Origin of the sequence: Coleofasciculus sp. A1-SPW-01, assembly GCF_040217205.1 — a bacterium.
Lineage (GTDB): Bacteria > Cyanobacteriota > Cyanobacteriia > Cyanobacteriales > Coleofasciculaceae > Coleofasciculus > Coleofasciculus chthonoplastes_A.
On record NZ_JAVJNP010000040.1, the window covers coordinates 21,861 to 41,265 of the forward strand.

Genomic DNA, 19,405 nt, shown 5'->3' on the forward strand with positions numbered 1-19,405 from the left:
TCTTTAGCTGCCCTTACGGATTGACTCGCTCTCCAGGTGTCCGTCCACCTTCATCGTTGCTACCACCACGGGGTGCAGAGTTACCAGGGTCACCACCTTCTGCACCATTGCCAATCCCTTGGTTGAAGTTGCGGTTCATATTACCCTGCGCTTGGTCATCGTCGTCATCATCGTCATCATCGCCCATGTCGTCATCGTCAACTTCTAAGTCATCATCGATGTCAGTGTCAGTATCATCAAAATCGTTGTCACCATCAGCCGGGAAAGTTGCATTATTATTGACACCGGCAGTATTGTCAGCTTCAAGATCAGCATCATCTGCAACATCACCAAGTTCATCTTGAGAAAGTTGTCGCAGACCCACTAAACCTGGGAAACAACGACTTTGTGGACCAACTAACTTATAGCCAGCAACGACTGAGCCACTACCGGAACCTGATCCAGCACCAGCACCAGCACCTGCGCCTGCACCCGCACCTGAGCCACTACCAGAACCTGCACCAGCACCAGCACCCGCACCTGAGCCACTACCGGAACCAGCACCTGCGCCTGCACCTGCGCCTGAGCCGCTACCGGAACCTGCACCTACGCCCGAACCAGAACCAGCACCTGCACCTGCGCCTGCACCTGCGCCTGAGCCGCTACCGGAACCTGCACCTACGCCCGAACCTGAGCCGCTACCAGAACCAGCACCTGCACCTGAGCCACTACCGGAACCTGCACCTACGCCCGAACCTGAGCCAGCACCTGCGCCGCTACCGGAAGCAGAACCTGCACCGCTACCAGAACCGAAACCACTACCACCACCTGTTGTAACCAAGTAGTATCGATCGCCACCTCGCGCGTGATACTTAACTTTTACCTTCGATCGGAACTGATACTGGCTGCTACTGTTGAAACGAGCTGATTGAGAAATTTGGTAGTTGGTCTGACTACTACTTGATCCGCCGTTGAAGGCTACGTAGTTAGTGTTAAACGTGTTCGCACTCGCACCTGAGCCTGCACCAGCACCAGCGCCAGCACCAGCACCAGCACCAGCACCAGCGCCAGCACCAGCCCTTGCCGATAACCTCGTACCTGCCGAACCACTGCCATTGACAATAAAGGTATCACCACCGCTAAGGGTGTAGTTTATAACTGTGCTACCGCCGCTTTCAACCAAATTGATTGTGGTGTCACCGAAAACGATATCAGTATTGAATGAAATTGGAGAACTCGCACAAACACCGCAAACCAAATTCACATTGTCATCATCGCTGGGATTAGAGTAGGTATACCCACCTTCAATGTCGTTCTCAACATTAAAGCTACTCACTCCAGCCGCAGCGTAGAAATCAAAGCGACCCCGACTCTCTCCCTCTAGTTTAGAATCACCCTGTTCAAATTCAAACTTAACTTTATCTTTGTCGCTATCGCCAAAGCTGCTAAATGCTACACCGTCTGTACCAAAGACAGAGGCGTAGCCAGCTACAGCTCCTTCATCTTTGCCCTCAATTTTGAACTTGTCTAAATCAAGGCTAGTATCAATTGTTCCGTCAGCCTCTATCTCATTAATATCATCAATGGTGATATCAACAAAACCAATGTCTCCCTTAAATTTGAACTTTTCACCGGAAGCGCCTTCGGTTTCAATTTCAAATTTCTTGTTGGCTTCACCTGCAAAACGAAGGCTATCGCTGTCTACACCCACTAAGGTGTAACTTCCGCCAGCTAAGTCTTCCCCTTCAAACTTGAATTTGAGTTTTTCTAGCAGCGAGACTTCAGGAATTGTAACAGTGCTAGAATCTCCCAAAATATAGCTAGATGGGAGATTAATCAGCCCACTATTTAAGTCAGCCTCAAAGTCACCAATTTGTAAATCACCTAAGGTTGCTTCAAACTCAGACTGAGACTGCTGAGATAACGTCGCCTCTACATTTGGCAAGAAAACCAGTGGAGCATCACCCATGACCGCAGGACTCACCAGAGTTCCTGACAAATCTGAGAAGGTTTGGTTAAAGGAACTCAGCTCAAAGTTGAGAACTGTATCAACCTGATTGTAAGGAACGATAATACCTTGTCGTGTATAGGCTATCCCTGTCAGTTTACCTTGGAGGACGCCTGTGTCTCCAGCGTCTGGCGTACCACTTGTATTAACATCGTCAAAACTAGCAGCGCTGGGTTCAAAGCGGGCGGTTGTGGTATTTCCATTGGTGCTTTCGATGCTCAGTTCCTGAATCCCGACATCAAATAGGGTGACACTCCCGCTTGTAGCGTTCATACCGGGAACGAAAAAGGCGGCTTGACCGCCAATTGAACCGCCTGTTACCTCAATACCGTTGGTTGTGGTAGTTTGGCTCGTTGTTGTCGTGGTTGTAGTTTGAGCTTCAGCGCCTGGTGCGATAACTACCGCTAAACCACCAACTATCCCTAAACCAACTATGTAGCGTAGTGATTTGAGAATCATCTTGTTAGACTCCATCTGTATATGAACTAAAGGAACTGAGATATAGGGTTGACTCCGAAACCTAACCCAACAGTTGGCTAGTTGTGATTTAATCCTGAGCAGAGTCAGATCGCGAAGTATGTATCCAGAAGAGGGGATAAAGTACCCAAGACTGGCTTTTCACTGATGTCAACAGACTAAAACAGTAAAAAGATGCAGATTCCTAGTGATTTCGCTAGCCTGTCTGAAGTTCAAGACGCGCCTTAATTAGGAGGGTTCCGTCAAAAAAGTAACTTTACCAGAACTTCATAAAAACTTCTGAAACAGCATTTTAGCGTTGTTATGCATTTCAACTGGGTATTAGTAGCGAGCAAGATGCTCGCACTATAATTTCGCCATTATTGGCATTTCCAAGCATGGAAACCTCTCCTCAGAATCTGGAGAGATGCTTCGCTTCCGTTCCTTCGCTTCGCGAAGAACGAAGCTCAGCATGACGAACACTCCAATTGTGGCTGTGTAGTCGCCAGATGGGGATGCACCCTATCCCAATAACGGTATTCCAGCAACTGCCCCAATCTTCAATTTTGGCTTAGAACGTAAAGGTTGTCCGAATCGCGCCTATGGTAATCGTATCATTGTCATCGTTGTGCAAGGGATTGAATATCACAACGACTCCCGGCGTGATGCTGATATTGTCTGCCACTTGCCAACGATAGAATACTTCCAGGTGAGTCGTCGTATCCGGTTGACCTCCCTCATCGAATGCATTGGGAATGCCATCGGTAGAGAAGAAACCTGGAACGTTCCTGCCTATACCAGCATCATCGGTGATATCACTATCCGTGATTTTTGGTGGCTGACCCACATAAATCCCACCTAAATTCCCTTCACCAAATAAGTCTGGGAAATTCAGGAACGCCATCCAGTTAAACGTCTGCACGTCTCCTGAACCGTTTTCAAAATCCGAATCCGTAAAACCAGCCCAACCTCCAACGGTCAGTTTGGGAATGACACGCCATTCCAAACCAGCACCAAAGGCATTGGTGTTAATCGGTGCCCGCAGGAATCCATTATTGACTTGTTGTAAAGCAACCCGGTCATCCCCAACACCAGTACCCAAAAAGCCATTGGGTGAATAGGAATTGATGTACTGAAGGGATATATCCAGGGTATCTAAGGGTGAGGCAACTAACTGTGCCCCAGCCGTGGTTGTCGTTTGATCTCCACCAAAAATTCCCCCATTTTCTGGCTCATCTGGAAGACTGGACGAGTAAACCCCTTGTAAACTCAGACGAGTTGCAATTTGCCAGTCAAAGCCAATACCACCACTGCCATTGCCGATACTAATGATCGGGTTGCGCTGGGCGAAGCGAGAGAGGGGACCCGAACCTGCACTTTCAATGCGGTTAACACCCCGGAAGACGTTCACTGGGTTAACCCCCTCTGGTCCAACGATTAAGGCAAAACTACTGCCAAAGAGTTGACGATAGTTGAGGTCAGTCAGTCGTAAATCGTTATCGTTGTCTCCTTCATATCCCAGACCAACAAAGTTACCCAAGGGGTCTCTGGTCGCAGGACTGGTGGTACTACCATTCCCAGCTTGGAAGCTGGTGAGTAAAAGCTGACGGGGACTAAATTGGGTGAACAGACTCAACTGGACATTGTTAATCACATTGACATTGGTGTCATCATCGGAAATCTCATTGCCAGCGAGTACAAACTCATCACCACTACGCCCTTGCACCCCTAGAATGGCTTGTCCAAAGATTTTAGTCGTCGTCGAAAACTGATTATCTTCTAAAAGTGCAGTCCGACCTTCTAGGTTATCTACCCGCGCCCCCAGGGTAGCGAGTTCTGCCTCAAACTCCAACACTAACCGCCGCAGACTTTCTAAATCCCCGGTGGGAAAGTCAGTCCGACCCGCGATTAACCGCTCAATTTGCTGCATACAGGCATTCACGCCAGCGGCAAATTCATACCGAGTCATCGCCCGATTGCCACGGAATGTGCCATCTGGATATCCGGCAATACAACCATAGCGTTCTACCAGACTCCGTAGTGCCTCATACGCCCAGTCTCCGGGAGAAACATCTCTTAATTGAGACACACTGGTCACTTGACCCATCGGGTCAGATTCCTCTACCGCTTCAAGGGGATCAACAAACAGCGGATCAGGTACAGTGGGATCACTGCTGTCTTCCATTTCTGGTAAGGCTTGGGCTAAGTCTTGAACTTGGGTTTCCACAAAGGTGTCTTCGGACTCGATTAGAGAATCCGTTGACGTGATCATTCCGACTTCACTGGTGGTGGATACCTCTAGTTCAGTGATGATCTCTGCTTCAGTTCCTGGGGTAGCTATCTCAACCGGAGAATTCACCAGTCCCGTTTCAGTTGACAGAAACAGTCCTGGGTCTACTCCTGACGTTTCAGTCAGCCGAGCCAAATCTGTCGGCTGTTGCTCTGAAGATTCAACAGGCGTTGCTTGCGCGGCAGAGAAGCTGGTCACCCAGCAACCTAAGGTGGCAAACATCAAGGCTGAAGACGCTGTTTTTCCCAAACGTCCATAAGTCGTCATAGTTTTATCACTCCTCAAAAAAACCACACTCGCCCTCGATTTTAGCTATAAAGAAGAGACAACTGTCAATTAGCTCTTTTTTCCTTAATCAAAGCTAAGTTTCCTTTTGTAGAAAGAGAAAAGGGTACGGGGAACAGGAAACGGGGAACAGGAAACAGAAACAAGGAATTGAGGACTTTGACAATTCTTAACCTAGTTAACAAAATTTATGTTCAGGTAATTAAGAGCGGGTTTTACCGATCGCGTTCGGTCGATGTCCGATAACTTGACTAGCGAGAGTCTTTCTAGAGGAACAGGACTATCTGTCAGGTAAGACCTGTCTGTGTACCTCACTTACTTGAAATATCTATACAACGACAGAGAGTCCGGAATTTCCTTAACCCCTTCTTAACCTGAAAGACTCCAACCCAAGTCCCCTCAACTGGCACTCCTGTCCCTTCCCACCTTGAAGTCCGGGGTTTATCGGCGGTTTCCCGATAGACTATTGATGAAAAATAATTATTAACTTAAGTAGGGTTGAGTTGCGGATTGGCTCAGGATTTCTAATCTAACGATCCCCGATCCCCGGAAAATTGTCATAGTTACTTGTCATTTCGTAAACTTATGCCAACCAAATCTCAGAAATAACGCTAAGATCGAATTCATTTAGTTGAGGAATGCAAGGAATGGGTGAAGCAAAACGTCGTAAAACTGCACTTGGAGACAAGTACGGTCAAGAGGCGAGACTCTTCCCCTGGCTCCCAATTAGTAAAAGTCAGGGTGAGCAGTTCGTCAAATTGACGACTAAGGGCGCTTGGATTGGCATCGGCTTACTCGTAGTCTGGTGGCTAACCGTGCGCTTTGTTGGACCGACATTCGGTTGGTGGCAAATCAATTAGCCAATTCCCACCGATGGACTAGGCGGCAATGGTTTCAGATTGAGTATCACCATTGTGACTGCTGATACAACTCATGAGGAATTTGTATCGGATAACTTGAGGATTACCCCCAATGACTTGAGCTACCTAGAGAGCAACTCGTCTGAAGTGGGCTAGAATCGTGGAGCCAGATCATCAAGCTAGAATTGCTCAAATCCCTAACTCTGTTAGTCAATTTGAGGAATCAGCCGAAGACAAGGCTTACTCATATTTTGCACTGACCCCTCCCAAAATAGAGTCTTAAATCCTTAAGTAAAGTATAAAATCTAATATTCGTAGGAAAGGTGTTTGGAGGATTAACGTGTTCATAAGACTTGCAGAGCAACATCGTCAATTTGTACGAGATTTAGTCATGAATCTTCAGGCTTTGGCGATCGTGCTAGAAAACCGAGGCTACTTGGCATCATGCTATACCTGCGGCAATCAAATGAATAGTGCCTCATTCATGGTTAGTCTGGGCGATAGTCACCTGATTCGTTTTTTGGTCTCCGATTACGGGATTACTTGGACGGAAATGCGCGACGATCGCGAACTGATGAAGCTAGAAGGGGCAGAAGCGATTAGCCAACTTCAGGACTTAGCGGATCTGGTCAAATACCAAATTCAACCGTCTGCTGAGGTTCGTTACACTCCAGCGCGATCGCCTGTTAACTCTGAGCGCGAATCGATTGAAATGATTGGTTGAGAGTCAGAGTGTTTGAAACAGCATGGTTTCTCTGTCTCAAGGCAAAATTTCAGGTAACGCTCGGCAAGGGGTTAAATGAGATGGTAAAAATTAATACCCTCTTGCCTATAGCGTTCACCAATGCCAGGTTGGGATATTATACCTCAATCTTCGGCAAAAATGTAACGATGTAATTCACTCTTGTCAGGTTCCGGACTGGTTTGAGCAAACTGTACCGCGTCATTGAGAACCTCTTGAATACGTTTGTCGATCGCCTTGAGTTCTTCTTCGTCGGCGAGATTTTGCTCAGTCAGATAGGCGGTTAACTTTTTTATTGGATCGCGAGTCATCCAAAAGTCCTTCTCTTCTGAGGTGCGAAGTTCATCCGGATCAGCCAGGGAGTGACCTCGGAAGCGATAGGTAAGGGCTTCAATCAAAGTTGGACCTTCACCAGCCCGCGCCCGGGCGACGGCTTCTTGGGCGACGGAGTGTACCGCCAGAACATCCATCCCATCCACTTCAATTCCCGGCATCCCAAAAACACTGGCTTTTTTATAGATTTCCGGCTGGGAGGTTGCCCGTTCGTGTGCCATGCCAATTGCCCATTTATTATTTTCCACCACATAAATAATCGGCAATTTCCACAAGGCTGCCATGTTCAAGCACTCAAAAAACTGACCGTTATTGCAGGCACCATCGCCAAAAAAGCAAGCTGTAACCTGATCAGCATTTGGATCACCCAAGCCGTCACGGTGGTATTTTGACGTAAATGCCGCTCCTGTAGCAACGGGAATCCCCTCAGCGACAAAGGCAAACCCGCCCAAAAGATGATGGGGTTCTGAAAAGAGATGCATCGAACCCCCGCGTCCTTTCGAGCATCCCGTGGCTTTGCCAAATAACTCCGCCATCACCTCCCGTGGGGGAACACCTGCACTGAGAGCATGGACATGATCGCGATAGGTGCTGCATACGTAATCATAATCCCGGCGCATTGCCCGAATCACCCCTGTAGACACGGCTTCTTGACCGTTGTAGAGGTGGACAAAGCCAAACATTTTGCCCCGATAGTACATCTCAGCGCACTTGTCCTCAAACAAGCGCCCTAAAACCATATCTTCGTAAAGCAGTAATCCTTCGTCTCTGGTGATTTGACCGTCTTGAACTTGAAACTTGGGTAACGTCCGTTCCTGAACCATGGCGAATCGAGTATCCTTGCAGGAATACTATACTGGTATTTGCGTGTTTTCAGTGAGGATGGGTGACTATTGTTTAGAATAACTATTATGTTAGGGATTCTATAGGTTAATATACATGAATTCAGTTGTTGCAGCGCTGGGGAAGTGAACCGTGCGAATTCCGCTCGATTACTACCGAATATTAGGATTGCCGATCCAGGCAACACCAGAACAGCTTCAAGTCGCCTATCGCGATCGCACTCTCCAACTTCCGCGTCGGGAATATTCGGAAGTGGCGATCGCGTCTCGCAAGGAGTTGCTGGATGAGGCGTATGCGGTTCTTTCTGACCCGGAACAGCGCTCAAGTTATGATGCTAGTTTTCTGGGGAAAACCTACAACCCAGAATCTAGCCCTTCGTTACCGTTAGAATCAACGGCGACGGATGAAACAACAGCTACGGAGGCGATTGATCCGAATAATCCCAGCCTAGATATCAGCAAGGAACAATTTGTGGGCGCTTTGCTGATTCTGCAAGAACTTGGGGAATATGAACTCGTCTTGCAGTTGGGACAGCCTTACTTACACAGTCGTGACAGCATCAGTTTGGATAAAGGTCACTTGGGTGACCCGCAACTGGTGCGACCTGATATTTTCCTGACCCTGGCACTGGCGTGTTTGGAACTGGGGCGGGAACAATGGCAGCAAGGACGTTACGAAAATGCCGCCTTGTCCCTAGAAACGGGTCAAGAATTACTCCTGAGTGAGGGTTTATTTCCTACGGTGCGGGGCGAAATTCAAGCGGATCTCTATAAGCTGCGTCCCTACCGGATTCTGGAATTATTAGCATTACCCGATGAACAGATTGCCGAACGGCGTAAGGGTTTACAACTGTTGCAAGATATGCTACAGGAGCGGCAAGGAATTGATGGTAGTGGGGATGACCAGTCGGGACTCAGTATTGATGACTTTTTGCGGTTTATTCAGCAGCTACGAGGGTATCTAACAGCCGCTCAACAACAAACCTTGTTTGAGGCAGAAGCCCGCCGCCCTTCAGCCGTCGCCACCTATCTGGCGGTTTATGCTTTGATTGCTAGAGGATTTGCCCAGCGTCAACCGGCTTTAATTGCCCGGGCGAAACAAATGCTAATGCGGTTGGGGCGGCGTCAGGATGTGCATTTAGAACAAGCCGTCTGTGCGCTGCTGTTGGGTCAAACCGAAGAAGCCAGTCATGCGTTGGAACTGAGTCATGAATACGAACCGTTAGCCTTTATTCGGGAACAGTCTCAAGGCGCTCCGGATTTGTTACCGGGATTATGCCTGTATGGAGAACGCTGGCTGCAAAATTCCGTATTTCCCCATTTCCGCGACTTGGCAGAACAAACCGCCTCGTTGAAAGACTATTTTGCTGATGAGCAGGTACAAGCCTATTTAGAGCAGCTACCGGAATCGACGCGAACGGCTAATAATGAATGGTCAGTGACGGCTCAGAAAAAAGCTTACACGACAACAGGCGCATCCACAGGTCGGAGTAACGGTCATTCCCGCGATCGCGAACCAGCAGTTGTGGGTTCATATAGCAGCAGAGAGCGCGATCGGGCAGCTCAGACAGCGAGTTTCGCAGGGGGGAGCGATCGCACTTCGGTATCTGGTGTTTCAACGTTACCCGCCAGCCAACGGGTTGCTTCAGCAACGAGTCGGGTAGGAGAACCTACAACTCAAGCCATTAATTCTTCTGGGGATTCACCAACAAACACGGCGGTTAAATCAGCGCCACCAGGACGTTCCACTAAAGTCCGATCAGAAGCAGAAGCCAGTCGAGTTCGTCCGGTGTCTGGGGTATCCACTCCGTCTGCTGAACCCGGACATCTGGATCAGTCCCCTCCAGGACGCCTGCAACGACTACCGGAACACCGCAAGGCAGCTAAAAACCGACGCTCTATCTTGCTGGTTATTGCTGGAGTAGTGGGTATCGGATTAATCGGGTGGTTGTTAATTGCTTGGATACAAAAAATCCAACAAAGTTTCTCTGCGCCAGCCTTAGAAGGTGAACAGCCCATGGTGGAACTGGCTCAACCTCCGATTCCGATTCCCGAAGCCGATAGTCAGTTAATCGCACCCGGAGGTCCGCTGACTCAAGATACCGCCCAGCAAGTGATTCAAACCTGGCTTTCGACGAAATCGCAAGTGTTCGGACCCGATTATCAAATTGATCGATTGGATCAAATTCTAGTTGATCCAGTTTTGTCGATTTGGCAGCGGCGGGCGCAAACCAATCAGCAACGGAACATTTATACACAGTATAATCACCAGGTTAAAGTAACATCCGTGCAAACGAATCCGGCTAATCCTGAGCAAGCGAAGGTAGAAGCAGCGGTTAAAGAAGAAGCCCGTTTCTATCAAAATGGTGAAATTAATCAGGCGCTTTCATACGATGATAATTTGCGGGTTCAGTATGAGTTGGTGCGTCAAGACGGTCAATGGTTTATTAAGGGTATGGCGGTTAGGTAAAGTATTGTCATTTGTCATTCGTCCTTTGTCATTTGTCATACTTGCTTCTCGTGAAGCAAGCTACGTCCTTTGTTAAGAAAATTCTACTAGATACCCGACTTCTTCAAGAAGTCGGGTATCTTATTTAATATTGCTAACAATCTCTTGAATAATTAGAAACTAAACGTCGTCCGGATTGTGCCTACCCAAATATCATCATTTCCATCATCATGATTGGGATTCAAAATCACATAAGCTCCCGGTGTAATCAGGATATTATCCGTAAGCGGATATTGATACTGTGCCTCAATTAAGAAAGAGGTATCATCATCATCAAGACCACCATCGACATCAGTAAGTTTAGGCGGTATACCTGCAGCAACTGAAAAAGCAGCACCCTCTTTACCTAAGTCAAGGAAAGAGACATTCCCCATCCAAGTCCATAACTCAGCGTTATCCCCTTCTCGGTCACCCGCTTCAGCTTCTGCATTGATGTAACCACCCCAACCAGCAATGTTGATCTTCGGAGCCACCCGCCAGCTACCTTGAATGCCGAAACGTAGAGCAGAAGTGGCAATTTCGCCAACGCCAAATGGTTCTTTTGCCAGTGGACTACCTGTACTACCTGACAAATTGACATCTTCTCCCGGATAGTAGGAATAGCCAAAGGCAAACCCTAAATCTAGTTTTTCTCCCAGGGCGAGATTCAACTGAGAAATAGCGGTGAAGTCTCCATCGAATACGCCATCCTTATCAAGTGGACTGTTACTTTCACCGGTTAAATAACCCAGATCTAAACTCAGGGAATCGCTAAACTGAATATTGGCACCCACGCCTTGTTCAGCATTATTCCGAAAGACAAAAGGATTGCGACGATTGAACCGATTTAAAGCACCCGTACCACTACTTTCAAGAATAGGGTTGTGGATTTCTGCGATGTCATTGAAATCAAAGCCATTAGCACCGACCAAAAGCCGGATTTTATCGCCCAAAGGGAAACGGTAATATAAATCATTGACTGCAACATCATTACCAGAAGCCGCTTCAAACCCTTGACGAGACATTTCTGTTCCTGTCGCTTCATCAAACTCAGGCGTATTTCCGGCTTGTAAGCGAACTCTTAAGCGATCTTCGCCCATAAAGCTGGTATCAAAGTTTAAACGAGTCCGATTACTAAAGGTAAGATTGTCATCAACATCTTCATCGCTATCCGCTTTTTCATCCCCAAAGGCACTCGCCAGGTTAAAAATAACTTCCCCTTTCAGTTTAGTGGTAGTAGAAAACTGATTGTCTTCCAAAAACGCCACGCGCCCTTCCAGGTTATCTACCCGTGCGCCTAAGGTTGCCAATTCCGCTTCAAATTCCTGAATTAACCGCCGCAGGGTTTCTAACTCCGTCTCGTCAAAACCACCCGTGCCAATCAAACGCTCAATTTGGTTTAAACAGGCATTCAAACCTGCGGCAAATTCGTAACGAGTCAGGGCGCGATTTCCGCGATAGGTGCCATCCGGATACCCAGCAATACAACCGTAGCGCTCAACTAAGCTTCGCAGCGCTTCATACGCCCAATCCCCTGGAGACACATCTCGCAGTTGACCCACGCTGGTTACTTGGTCAAGGGATTCAACTCCATTTTCACTACTGTAACGTTGAATTTGTTCTAATAGTTCCCGATTAGAATTAGTATTGGTCGGACTTAAGCCTGGGCTGACATCAGAAGCAATTTGTAGAGGATTAATCTTTACTGGAGTTTCAGATAACTGGCGGTTGAGTTCTGCTGTAGATTCGCGAGTGCTTGCTGTTGGATTAGGAATCTCTGCATCAGCATTGTTAGCAACAAATAGGGAGAGTCCAAGTAGGGCGGAACTGAGTTGCAGTGTTTTCCACACGAGCGTTGATTTCATTGATCCACGTTCCTCACACCGAAATAACGGTTAATGGGAAAACTATACAACACCATTGCAGCTATTAACAATAATTAAGTAGGGTGGGCTGTGCCACGCCAGCCTTAATTCAGTACCATTCCACCTACAATGCTTATTAGTTAATTTTTATCTAAAACAGTTGCTCTGTATCAGGCAACTGATCAAAGGTCTGAAGAATCTTTTGAGTTGATGCAGTCATGAGCTGTAATCCAGCATATATTTAGACCTTAGCATAGGCAATTACGCAAGCGATCGCGCTTATTAATATAAGGTTAGGATTAATCGGGGTACAGCATTGCTGTACCCCTACACCAGATGATTCAATTGTCAACGACAGCCGAGACAGGTTTAGAAACTAAAGACTGTTCGCAGCGTACCGACAAACTGGGTATCATTGTCATCATCATGCTCAGGATTGAAGATGACAAAAGCACCCGGAGTGATGGCGATATTATCAGTGAGTTGATAGCGGTAGAAGGCTTCTAGGTGATAGGACGTGTCGTTATCTTCACGAGCGGCTATATCGTTGTCTGTGGTTTTGGGTGGCATCCCAAATATAAAACCAAGTTTATTACCTTCACCACCAACGTCTAAAAGCGCTAAGTTGACAGCCCAGTTCCAAATATCGGCATCAGATCCTTCGTTAGCACCCGATTCGGCTTCAGCGTCTTGATATCCAATCCAACCACCAACAGAAAACTTGCCAAATAGTGCGTTGGCTTGGATTCCATAGGCATCAACCGAAGTCGCGGTATCGTTGTTACCAAAAGGATTAGATGCGAAGCTACTTCCTGTGCTTCCTGTAACGTTAACTGTACCACCATTGTAGAAGGAGTGCAGATAGGTGGCTGCTAATGAGATATTTTCAGTAGGTGTAAAGGCAATTTGACCTAGGGCTGCATAATTGCCGTCAAATATACCATTTTTGGCGGAAGGATCGCTGCCGCCCCCATCAGCAGGATCGCTGCCGCCCCCATCAACAACGTAACCAGCAGAGAGTGACAAGGCGTCACTGACGTTAAAGGTTGCGGTTATTCCAGGACCTCCTGTTTCAGCGCGATAGATGGGGTTGAAACGCCCAAAGCGTGAGATAGCACCACTACCACTACTAGCAAAGTAAGGATTGATCGGATCGATAACAGTATCTTGATACTCAACTCCCGTAGCGTCTATTTGCACGGAAATTTTTTCACCGAGAGGGAAGCGATACCACAGCTCATCGATGTCAACATCGTTACCGTTATCGCCATCAAACCCTAAGCGGGTCATGTTAGTACCCGTTAAATCCCCGCTAAATGAGCTAATATTGCGGGCTTGCAAACGAGTTCTCAAGCGATCTCTTCCGGTAAAACTCGTCTCCAAGTTCAAGCGCACCCGGTCAGCGAAAATTAGATTCGTTTCATCATCGCTACCAACAGCTTCAGTGGAATCACCGAAGGTGTCAGCCAAGGCAAAGATGACTTCCCCTTTCAACTTGGTTGTTGTTGAGAACTGATTGTCTTCCAAGAACGCCACGCGCCCTTCCAGGTTATCTACCCGCGCACCTAGGGTTGCCAATTCTGCCTCAAACTCCTGAATTAACCGCCGTAGGGTTTCTAAATCAGGAATTTCTCCGCCATCCCCAATTAACCGCTCAATTTGCTGTAAACAGGCATTCAAACCAGCGGCAAATTCATAACGGGTCAAGGCGCGATTGCCCCGATAAGTACCATCTGGATACCCGGCAATACAACCGTAGCGCTCAACTAAACTACGCAGCGCTTCATACGCCCAGTCCCCCGGAGAAACGTCTCGTAACTGACCCACGCTGGTTACTTGGTCAAGAGAGGCAGATCCTTCATTGCCATAGCGCTGGATTTGCTGCAAAATTTCTTGATTAGAGTTAACAGAGGTATCTCCAGCCGCCGGAACGGGTTCAGGGAAGGTACTATCTGCCAGTTGAAATGCGGGACTAACGGTTACGGTGGGTTTAGGCGTCTCCGTTGCTGGGATGGGTTCAGTCAGTGCTGCATCATCTAAAGTGGGACTGATTGATGCTGTCGGTTCAGCGTCCAAATTTATCGCGGCTGTAGACAGATTAGCAGCCGTCTGATGGGAATTTGACTCAGCCGCCGATGCACCAGTAGCGACGAATAAAGAGGCAACCAACAGGACAGGACTTGCCTTTACCGTTTTCCAGAATAGAGTTGACATAATCATAAACAATCCTCACACCTACTTCCATGCCAAAACTGTAAACCAATTGGACTGAATGAGCAATAGCTTTTTTGCGTTTACTCAAAACATATCACTAATTTTACGCTTTAACTGTTACACGTTTTTATCCTCTAAGAAATAGATTCTAAATCAAAGCTGTTGATCTGGATACCACGAAAAGATTAGAATTATTTATCTGAATCAATTAATAGAGAAATGTAGAGATATAGCATATTACATCTCTATTAAGAGTATTTTATGCCATAGTAATTGGTTGGTTATCTAATCGCCGAATTGCGACGACGGCTGGCTTGGGTGGCTCGGTTGTACCTTGATGGGGCCAGTTAGACCCTAAAGGAACATAACGTTCTTGCAGAAATTGTTGCCCATTGAGGGTTTTTATCACAAACTTACGAGTCTCAGTCTGGTTATCCTTGCGGATACCGTATTTTTCTCCTGGATGTTGTATGGCGAGGAATAGGGTTTTTTGATCGGGACTAAAAAAGGGTCCGGTGGTTTCACACTCCATCGGTCCAATGCCAAATAAATAAGCATTACCCGCCATTGTTCCAGAGGTAGGCATACACCAGATTGAATTGTTGCCAAAAATTCCCTGGATATCAGTTTGACTTATGGATTCACCTTGGTCATTGACCCGACTGGTTACGGGCTGATTGTGTTTGGAGGTAGATATATCCGTCACCATCCACACATTGCCATTTTTGTCAAATTCCAGATTATCGGGATTAGAAAATCCAGCACCACCTTCAGCGGGTTCGCCTCCCATGGCAAAGGAGTCCCACCGAAATGTCATCGCGGCGGGATCATCTTGGTCTTCTACCAGACGCAGAATCCAGCCATATTCCCAGGGAGTTTCTCCCTTGGGTCCGGTGAAGACGCGCTTGTCAGGTCCGCCATCTCCCCCTGGACTACCAGAGGTAAAGGCGATATAGAGGGAACCATCAGCCGCCATATCTGTATCTTCCGGACGGGCGGTGGTGGTTGCACCGGCTGCATTGGCGGCAAAGTGGGCGTCGATTAAAATTGCTCCCTGTTTTTCGAGGTCATTCCCTGCGTAGAGATCTCCTAGTGTGGCAAACTGTTGCTTAAACGCTACGGCTTCTGCATCGGTTGTCACCTCAACAATGCCTCCCTGGGGACGTTTGGGTAAGGGGACTAAGCTGCCTTCAACGGTACTGGGTAACACGGGGTTAACTGGGGTAGTGGGTGTTAATGCGATCCAACGTCCTGTCCCATCCGGTTCAAATACCGCCGCGTACAGCATTCCCTCTGCCATTAAACGGGAATTGGTTTTATCGGTTGGATCACTAACGGTGTCTTTACTGACAAACTTATACAGATGACCCCCTCGGCGATCGCATCCTGAATATACCGCTAAGGGTTTCCCAGATACAACCTTAAACGCCACGGCTTCATGACGGAATCGACCCAGCCAAGTGTGCTTTGTCCCATAATCATTGGCATTAGCTGGATCAACTTCCACCATCCACCCATATTTATTCCCAGCTAAGCCAAAAACATTACCTCGTCCATCGACAAAGTAATCGTTAATCACAAAGGGAAGCGCGGCGGGGTCAAAGGACGTACCATCAGCGTAAACGGGTTCTGGTACTTGGTCTTGAAAATTTTCCTCTGCACTCAGTACCGTACCCCAAGGCGTGGTTCCACCCGCACAATTTTGGAATGTCCCAATAATGCGATCGCCTAAGCCATCCTGGTATCCTTGTCCTTGAGCCTTCTGGAAAACCGCCACAGCCGGACCCGTTGCTTTGAGATAGCGATCGTCTTCATAGCCAGAGATGCCAGTAATTCGGCGATCAGCGGTAGAATAGGTTCGCGTCCATGTCCCATCGGCAGTCTTGCTAATTGAAATCACCCCCAAGCCCTGATCAATCAACCCTTCTAAAGAAATCTGTCTAATTTTAGCTTTTAAAGGATCATTATCGGGCAAAGCAAAGGCATTAATCTTACCCTCACTCTTTGCCGCAACCGCTTTAACCTCCTCAAATGGTAATGATTCACCGATGACTTGAGCATAAGTTTGCATCCAGGTGCCACCGCTAATATATTCAAAATTAATGGTCAGGTATCCTTCATTCTGACCTGTTTCGATAAACGATAAATAATCATTGTTATAGCCAAAGCGAGAATCCCCCACCTTGTCTCCCCAAGCGCCGATCACATCGTAGGTAAAACCTTCGGGTAATACTAAATCATCCACCACTTCATAGCGGCTGTAGGCTTCGACTTGTTTCGTTGATGGCACGCGATCGCTTTCTAACGGTAGGGGACCTTTGACGGGTTTAAAACTCAGAGTATCTGGATTCGGGTTAATTTGGGTTAATGAACCAGAACCATTCTGAGCCGGAGAACTACAAGACCCCAGCGCTACTGTTCCTGCACTAGCTCCCATAAATAGCAGAAAATCACGACGTTTGAGAGCCATAGTTCACCCTTCCCTGTTCAGATTTGGGTTTTGTTAGAGGAATATCCTAGATGCGATGCAAGGATATCCTAAAGTGTGCAGGTTATAAAGGGGTAAAGTATTGGTAATCGTTGGGTTAAGCTGCTTTTAATGAACAAGGGTGGGTTTTGTTGTGCCGTTATTGGTGAGGTAGGGCGGGTTTTGTTGTTTAGCTATCGGTGAGGTAGGGCGGGTTTTGTTGTTTAGCTATCGGTGAGGTCGGACAGATTTTATTGTGCCGTTATTGGTGAGGTAGGGCGGGTTTTGTTGTTCCGTTATCGGTGAGGTCGGACAGATTTTATTGTGCCGTTATCGGTGAGGTAGGGCGGGTTTTGTTGTTCAGTTATTGGTGAGGTCGGACAGATTTTATTGTGCCGTTATCGGTGAGGTAGGGCGGGTTTTGTTGTTCCGTTATTGGTAAAAAGCTAGCGTTAGTTCCTAAACCCGCCCCTACAGTTCCTAAACCCGCCCCTACAGTTCCTAAACCCGCCCCTACAGTTCCTAAACCCGCCCCTACAGTTCCTAAACCCGCCCCTACAATTCCTAAACCCGCCCCTACAATCTTCTGCCTTCTGCTTTCTTTTCTAGGAACGATGACCTGTAACAATATAAGTTACCCGTTGACCGATGTTGGTCGCATGATCAGCCATGCGTTCGATATGACGAATCGCCAAGACCAAGAGTACAATTGGCTCAACTACGCCTGGAATATCTCGCTGAAAGGCTAACGTTTGATATAGCTGATCGTAAGCATTATCGACCTTATCATCTAATACTTTAACCGCTTGTCCAGCCGTCGCATCTAAGTCCGCTAATGAGGCTAAACTCGACGCTAGCATCGCTTGGGCATGGTGGGACATCTCTTCAATTTGGGACATACAAGGATGAGGTGGGTAAGCGAATAATTTTACCGAAATTTCTGTTAAATCCTCAGCATAATCACCAATACGTTCCAAATCCCGGATTAACTGCATAAATGCACTAACCAGACGTAGATCTTGTGCCACTGGCGATTGAAGTGTGAGCAGAGAGGCACACTCTATTTCTATATGGCGGTAGTAGCGATCAATTCGTTTCTCAACTGAGGTAATTTCCTGGATTGCCTCCAGATTTTGGTAAAATAGAGCTTGATGACCGAGGCGGAATGAATTTTCCACCAATGCGCCCATCCGCAGTACATCCTGCTCTAAGCGGTTAAGGGCGCGTTTAAAGTGATTGCGATCGCAAGGGCGGTTTGCAGAAGATAGACTCACCTCATTCTAATTTGTGGCTGGATACCTCCTGCATACTGTGGTATGGGCTGGGAGGAAAGCCACACCTCCTAACTCAATTTACTGATACAAAGTGGTGGGTAGAAAGAAGTACAGTTAGTTTTTACCCAATTGCCTAATCGTTTAAGACACCTCCCCTGTACGGAGTCAAATTAGTCTCGCCTATATTGTATATGGGCGAACTTATTGACTTGTCCGAAGACAAATTTAATTATGTCTACTTCTATTGATAGCAGATCAAGGTTAAATTGTAGTAAATTATTCGGCTGGCAAGTGGGGGGTGGTGATTTGTAATTTGTTGATGGTTCATTGGTAATCCTCTCCCCCATCTCCCTCATCTTCCTCATCTCCCTCAAGCCAATTTAAACTCTCGCGTCTCCCCTTCAACCATCTCGTACACCTCACCCTGGAAGCCAATGCAGACAGGTTGGAACCAGCCGCGATCAAACGAAACGGTTATCTTTTCATCCGTAAACCGCAGTGATAACCAATGTCCTCGATAGCGCAATCGCAGGCGTGTATCGGATAGTTCCTGGGGTAGAGACGGATTCAACCACAATACCTGATCGCGAATATCCAACCCTGTATAACACCGTTGCATCAGATCCACCGTTCCCGCCATCGCCCCTAAATGGATGCCTTCAGGTGTTGTACCTCCCTGAATGTCATCAATGTCGCTATGGAGAGCCTCTTTAAAGAATTTCCAAGCTTTTTCTCGGTCAGATCGGGATAACACCCAGGAATGCACCATCCGGCTGAGTGTGGAACCGTGGGAGGTTCGCTGCATGTAATAGTTGATATTGCGGGGAATGGTTTCCGCATCGAAGGGGTAGCCTAGATGTTCAAACAGATCCTGCAACGTCTCCGACGAGAACAGATAGAACAACATCAGTACATCCGCCTGCTTGCTGGCTTTGTAACGATTCGCATCGTCGTCTTCCGCCTCTAAGATGCGATCAAGGCGCTGGATGTCCCCGTATTTTTCCCGATAACCTTCCCAGTCAAATTCCTTGAGATTCTCATACCCCTCAAATTGGCTAATGATTCCCTGATCATGGAACGGCACAAACATCTTACGACTAATTTCCTCCCAGCGAACCAGTTCTTCGTCCTCAATGTCCAGAACCTCGGTCAACTCTTCGCGGCGCTTTTCGTCGAGCAACTGTAACACGCCACTAGCACAACGTAATACCCATGCCGCCATCACGTTGGTGTAAGCGTTATTATTTAATCCCGGCGTATCCGTATCGGGATAATGGGTGTGGAATTCATCGGGACCCATAA

The 19,405-nt window shown here is 47.4% G+C and carries 12 protein-coding genes; 3 read left to right on the plus strand and 9 right to left on the minus strand.

The features are described from left to right. Positions 1 to 13 precede the first annotated feature (13 nt). Both RH949_RS06590 and RH949_RS06595 read right to left on the minus strand, forming a co-directional pair. The gene (locus RH949_RS06590) at positions 14 to 2,446 is read right to left on the minus strand and encodes a hypothetical protein (RefSeq protein WP_446352299.1); all 2,433 of its coding nucleotides are present in this window, start codon (positions 2,444 to 2,446) and stop codon (positions 14 to 16) included. Between the two features lie 568 nt (positions 2,447 to 3,014). After that, complete coding sequence (locus RH949_RS06595) at positions 3,015 to 5,000, minus strand: iron uptake porin (RefSeq protein WP_446352300.1); 1,986 nt, start codon at positions 4,998 to 5,000, stop codon at positions 3,015 to 3,017. Between the two features lie 665 nt (positions 5,001 to 5,665). On the opposite strand from RH949_RS06595, the gene RH949_RS06600 reads away from it, so the two are divergent. Continuing rightward, a complete protein-coding gene (locus RH949_RS06600; RefSeq protein ID WP_006102710.1) occupies positions 5,666 to 5,878 on the plus strand; it encodes a DUF2839 domain-containing protein in 213 nt (70 codons plus the stop codon). Positions 5,879 to 6,218: 340 nt separating this feature from the next. Next, a complete protein-coding gene (locus RH949_RS06605) occupies positions 6,219 to 6,602 on the plus strand; it encodes a DUF1815 family protein (RefSeq protein ID WP_044208617.1) in 384 nt (127 codons plus the stop codon). 143 nt (positions 6,603 to 6,745) lie between these two features. Here the strand turns inward: RH949_RS06605 and pdhA are convergent, their stop codons facing one another. Further along, positions 6,746 to 7,777, minus strand: coding sequence for a pyruvate dehydrogenase (acetyl-transferring) E1 component subunit alpha (gene pdhA / locus RH949_RS06610; protein WP_006102809.1), 1,032 nt, complete (start codon positions 7,775 to 7,777; stop codon positions 6,746 to 6,748). A 151-nt stretch (positions 7,778 to 7,928) separates the two neighbouring features. On the opposite strand from pdhA, the gene RH949_RS06615 reads away from it, so the two are divergent. Beyond that, complete coding sequence (locus tag RH949_RS06615) at positions 7,929 to 10,265, plus strand: IMS domain-containing protein (RefSeq protein WP_446352301.1); 2,337 nt, start codon at positions 7,929 to 7,931, stop codon at positions 10,263 to 10,265. 152 nt (positions 10,266 to 10,417) lie between these two features. Here RH949_RS06615 and RH949_RS06620 read toward each other — a convergent pair whose 3' ends face one another. The 6 genes from RH949_RS06620 to RH949_RS06645 form a co-directional block, all read right to left on the minus strand. Then, the gene (locus RH949_RS06620) at positions 10,418 to 12,148 is read right to left on the minus strand and encodes an iron uptake porin (RefSeq protein WP_446352302.1); all 1,731 of its coding nucleotides are present in this window, start codon (positions 12,146 to 12,148) and stop codon (positions 10,418 to 10,420) included. Between the two features lie 369 nt (positions 12,149 to 12,517). Beyond that, a complete protein-coding gene (locus tag RH949_RS06625) occupies positions 12,518 to 14,368 on the minus strand; it encodes an iron uptake porin (RefSeq protein ID WP_006102702.1) in 1,851 nt (616 codons plus the stop codon). A gap of 253 nt (positions 14,369 to 14,621) precedes the next feature. After that, the gene (locus RH949_RS06630; protein WP_446352303.1) at positions 14,622 to 16,832 is read right to left on the minus strand and encodes a PhoX family protein; all 2,211 of its coding nucleotides are present in this window, start codon (positions 16,830 to 16,832) and stop codon (positions 14,622 to 14,624) included. A gap of 361 nt (positions 16,833 to 17,193) precedes the next feature. Next, complete coding sequence (locus RH949_RS06635) at positions 17,194 to 17,457, minus strand: hypothetical protein (RefSeq protein WP_446352304.1); 264 nt, start codon at positions 17,455 to 17,457, stop codon at positions 17,194 to 17,196. After that, entirely contained in the window at positions 17,435 to 18,103 is a 669-nt protein-coding gene (gene phoU / locus RH949_RS06640; RefSeq protein ID WP_006102584.1) for a phosphate signaling complex protein PhoU, read from the minus strand. The genes RH949_RS06635 and phoU overlap by 23 nt, the downstream gene beginning before the upstream one ends. Before the next feature lie 370 nt (positions 18,104 to 18,473). Beyond that, on the minus strand, positions 18,474 to 19,403 hold the full coding sequence (locus RH949_RS06645; protein WP_446352305.1) for a glycosyl hydrolase family 65 protein: 930 nt from the start codon (positions 19,401 to 19,403) through the stop codon (positions 18,474 to 18,476). Between the last annotated feature and the right edge of the window lie 2 nt (positions 19,404 to 19,405).

Bases quoted from the DNA above. Each gene is read 5' to 3' on its own strand.
- RH949_RS06645 (WP_446352305.1), bottom strand. From the start codon at position 19,403: ATGGGTCCCGATGAATTCCACACCCATTATCCCGATACGGATACGCCG.
- RH949_RS06630 (WP_446352303.1), bottom strand. From the start codon at position 16,832: ATGGCTCTCAAACGTCGTGATTTTCTGCTATTTATGGGAGCTAGTGCA.
- RH949_RS06620 (WP_446352302.1), bottom strand. From the start codon at position 12,148: ATGAAATCAACGCTCGTGTGGAAAACACTGCAACTCAGTTCCGCCCTA.
- RH949_RS06595 (WP_446352300.1), bottom strand. From the start codon at position 5,000: ATGACGACTTATGGACGTTTGGGAAAAACAGCGTCTTCAGCCTTGATG.
- RH949_RS06600 (WP_006102710.1), top strand. From the start codon at position 5,666: ATGGGTGAAGCAAAACGTCGTAAAACTGCACTTGGAGACAAGTACGGT.
- RH949_RS06625 (WP_006102702.1), bottom strand. From the start codon at position 14,368: ATGATTATGTCAACTCTATTCTGGAAAACGGTAAAGGCAAGTCCTGTC.
- pdhA (WP_006102809.1), bottom strand. From the start codon at position 7,777: ATGGTTCAGGAACGGACGTTACCCAAGTTTCAAGTTCAAGACGGTCAA.
- RH949_RS06590 (WP_446352299.1), bottom strand. From the start codon at position 2,446: ATGATTCTCAAATCACTACGCTACATAGTTGGTTTAGGGATAGTTGGT.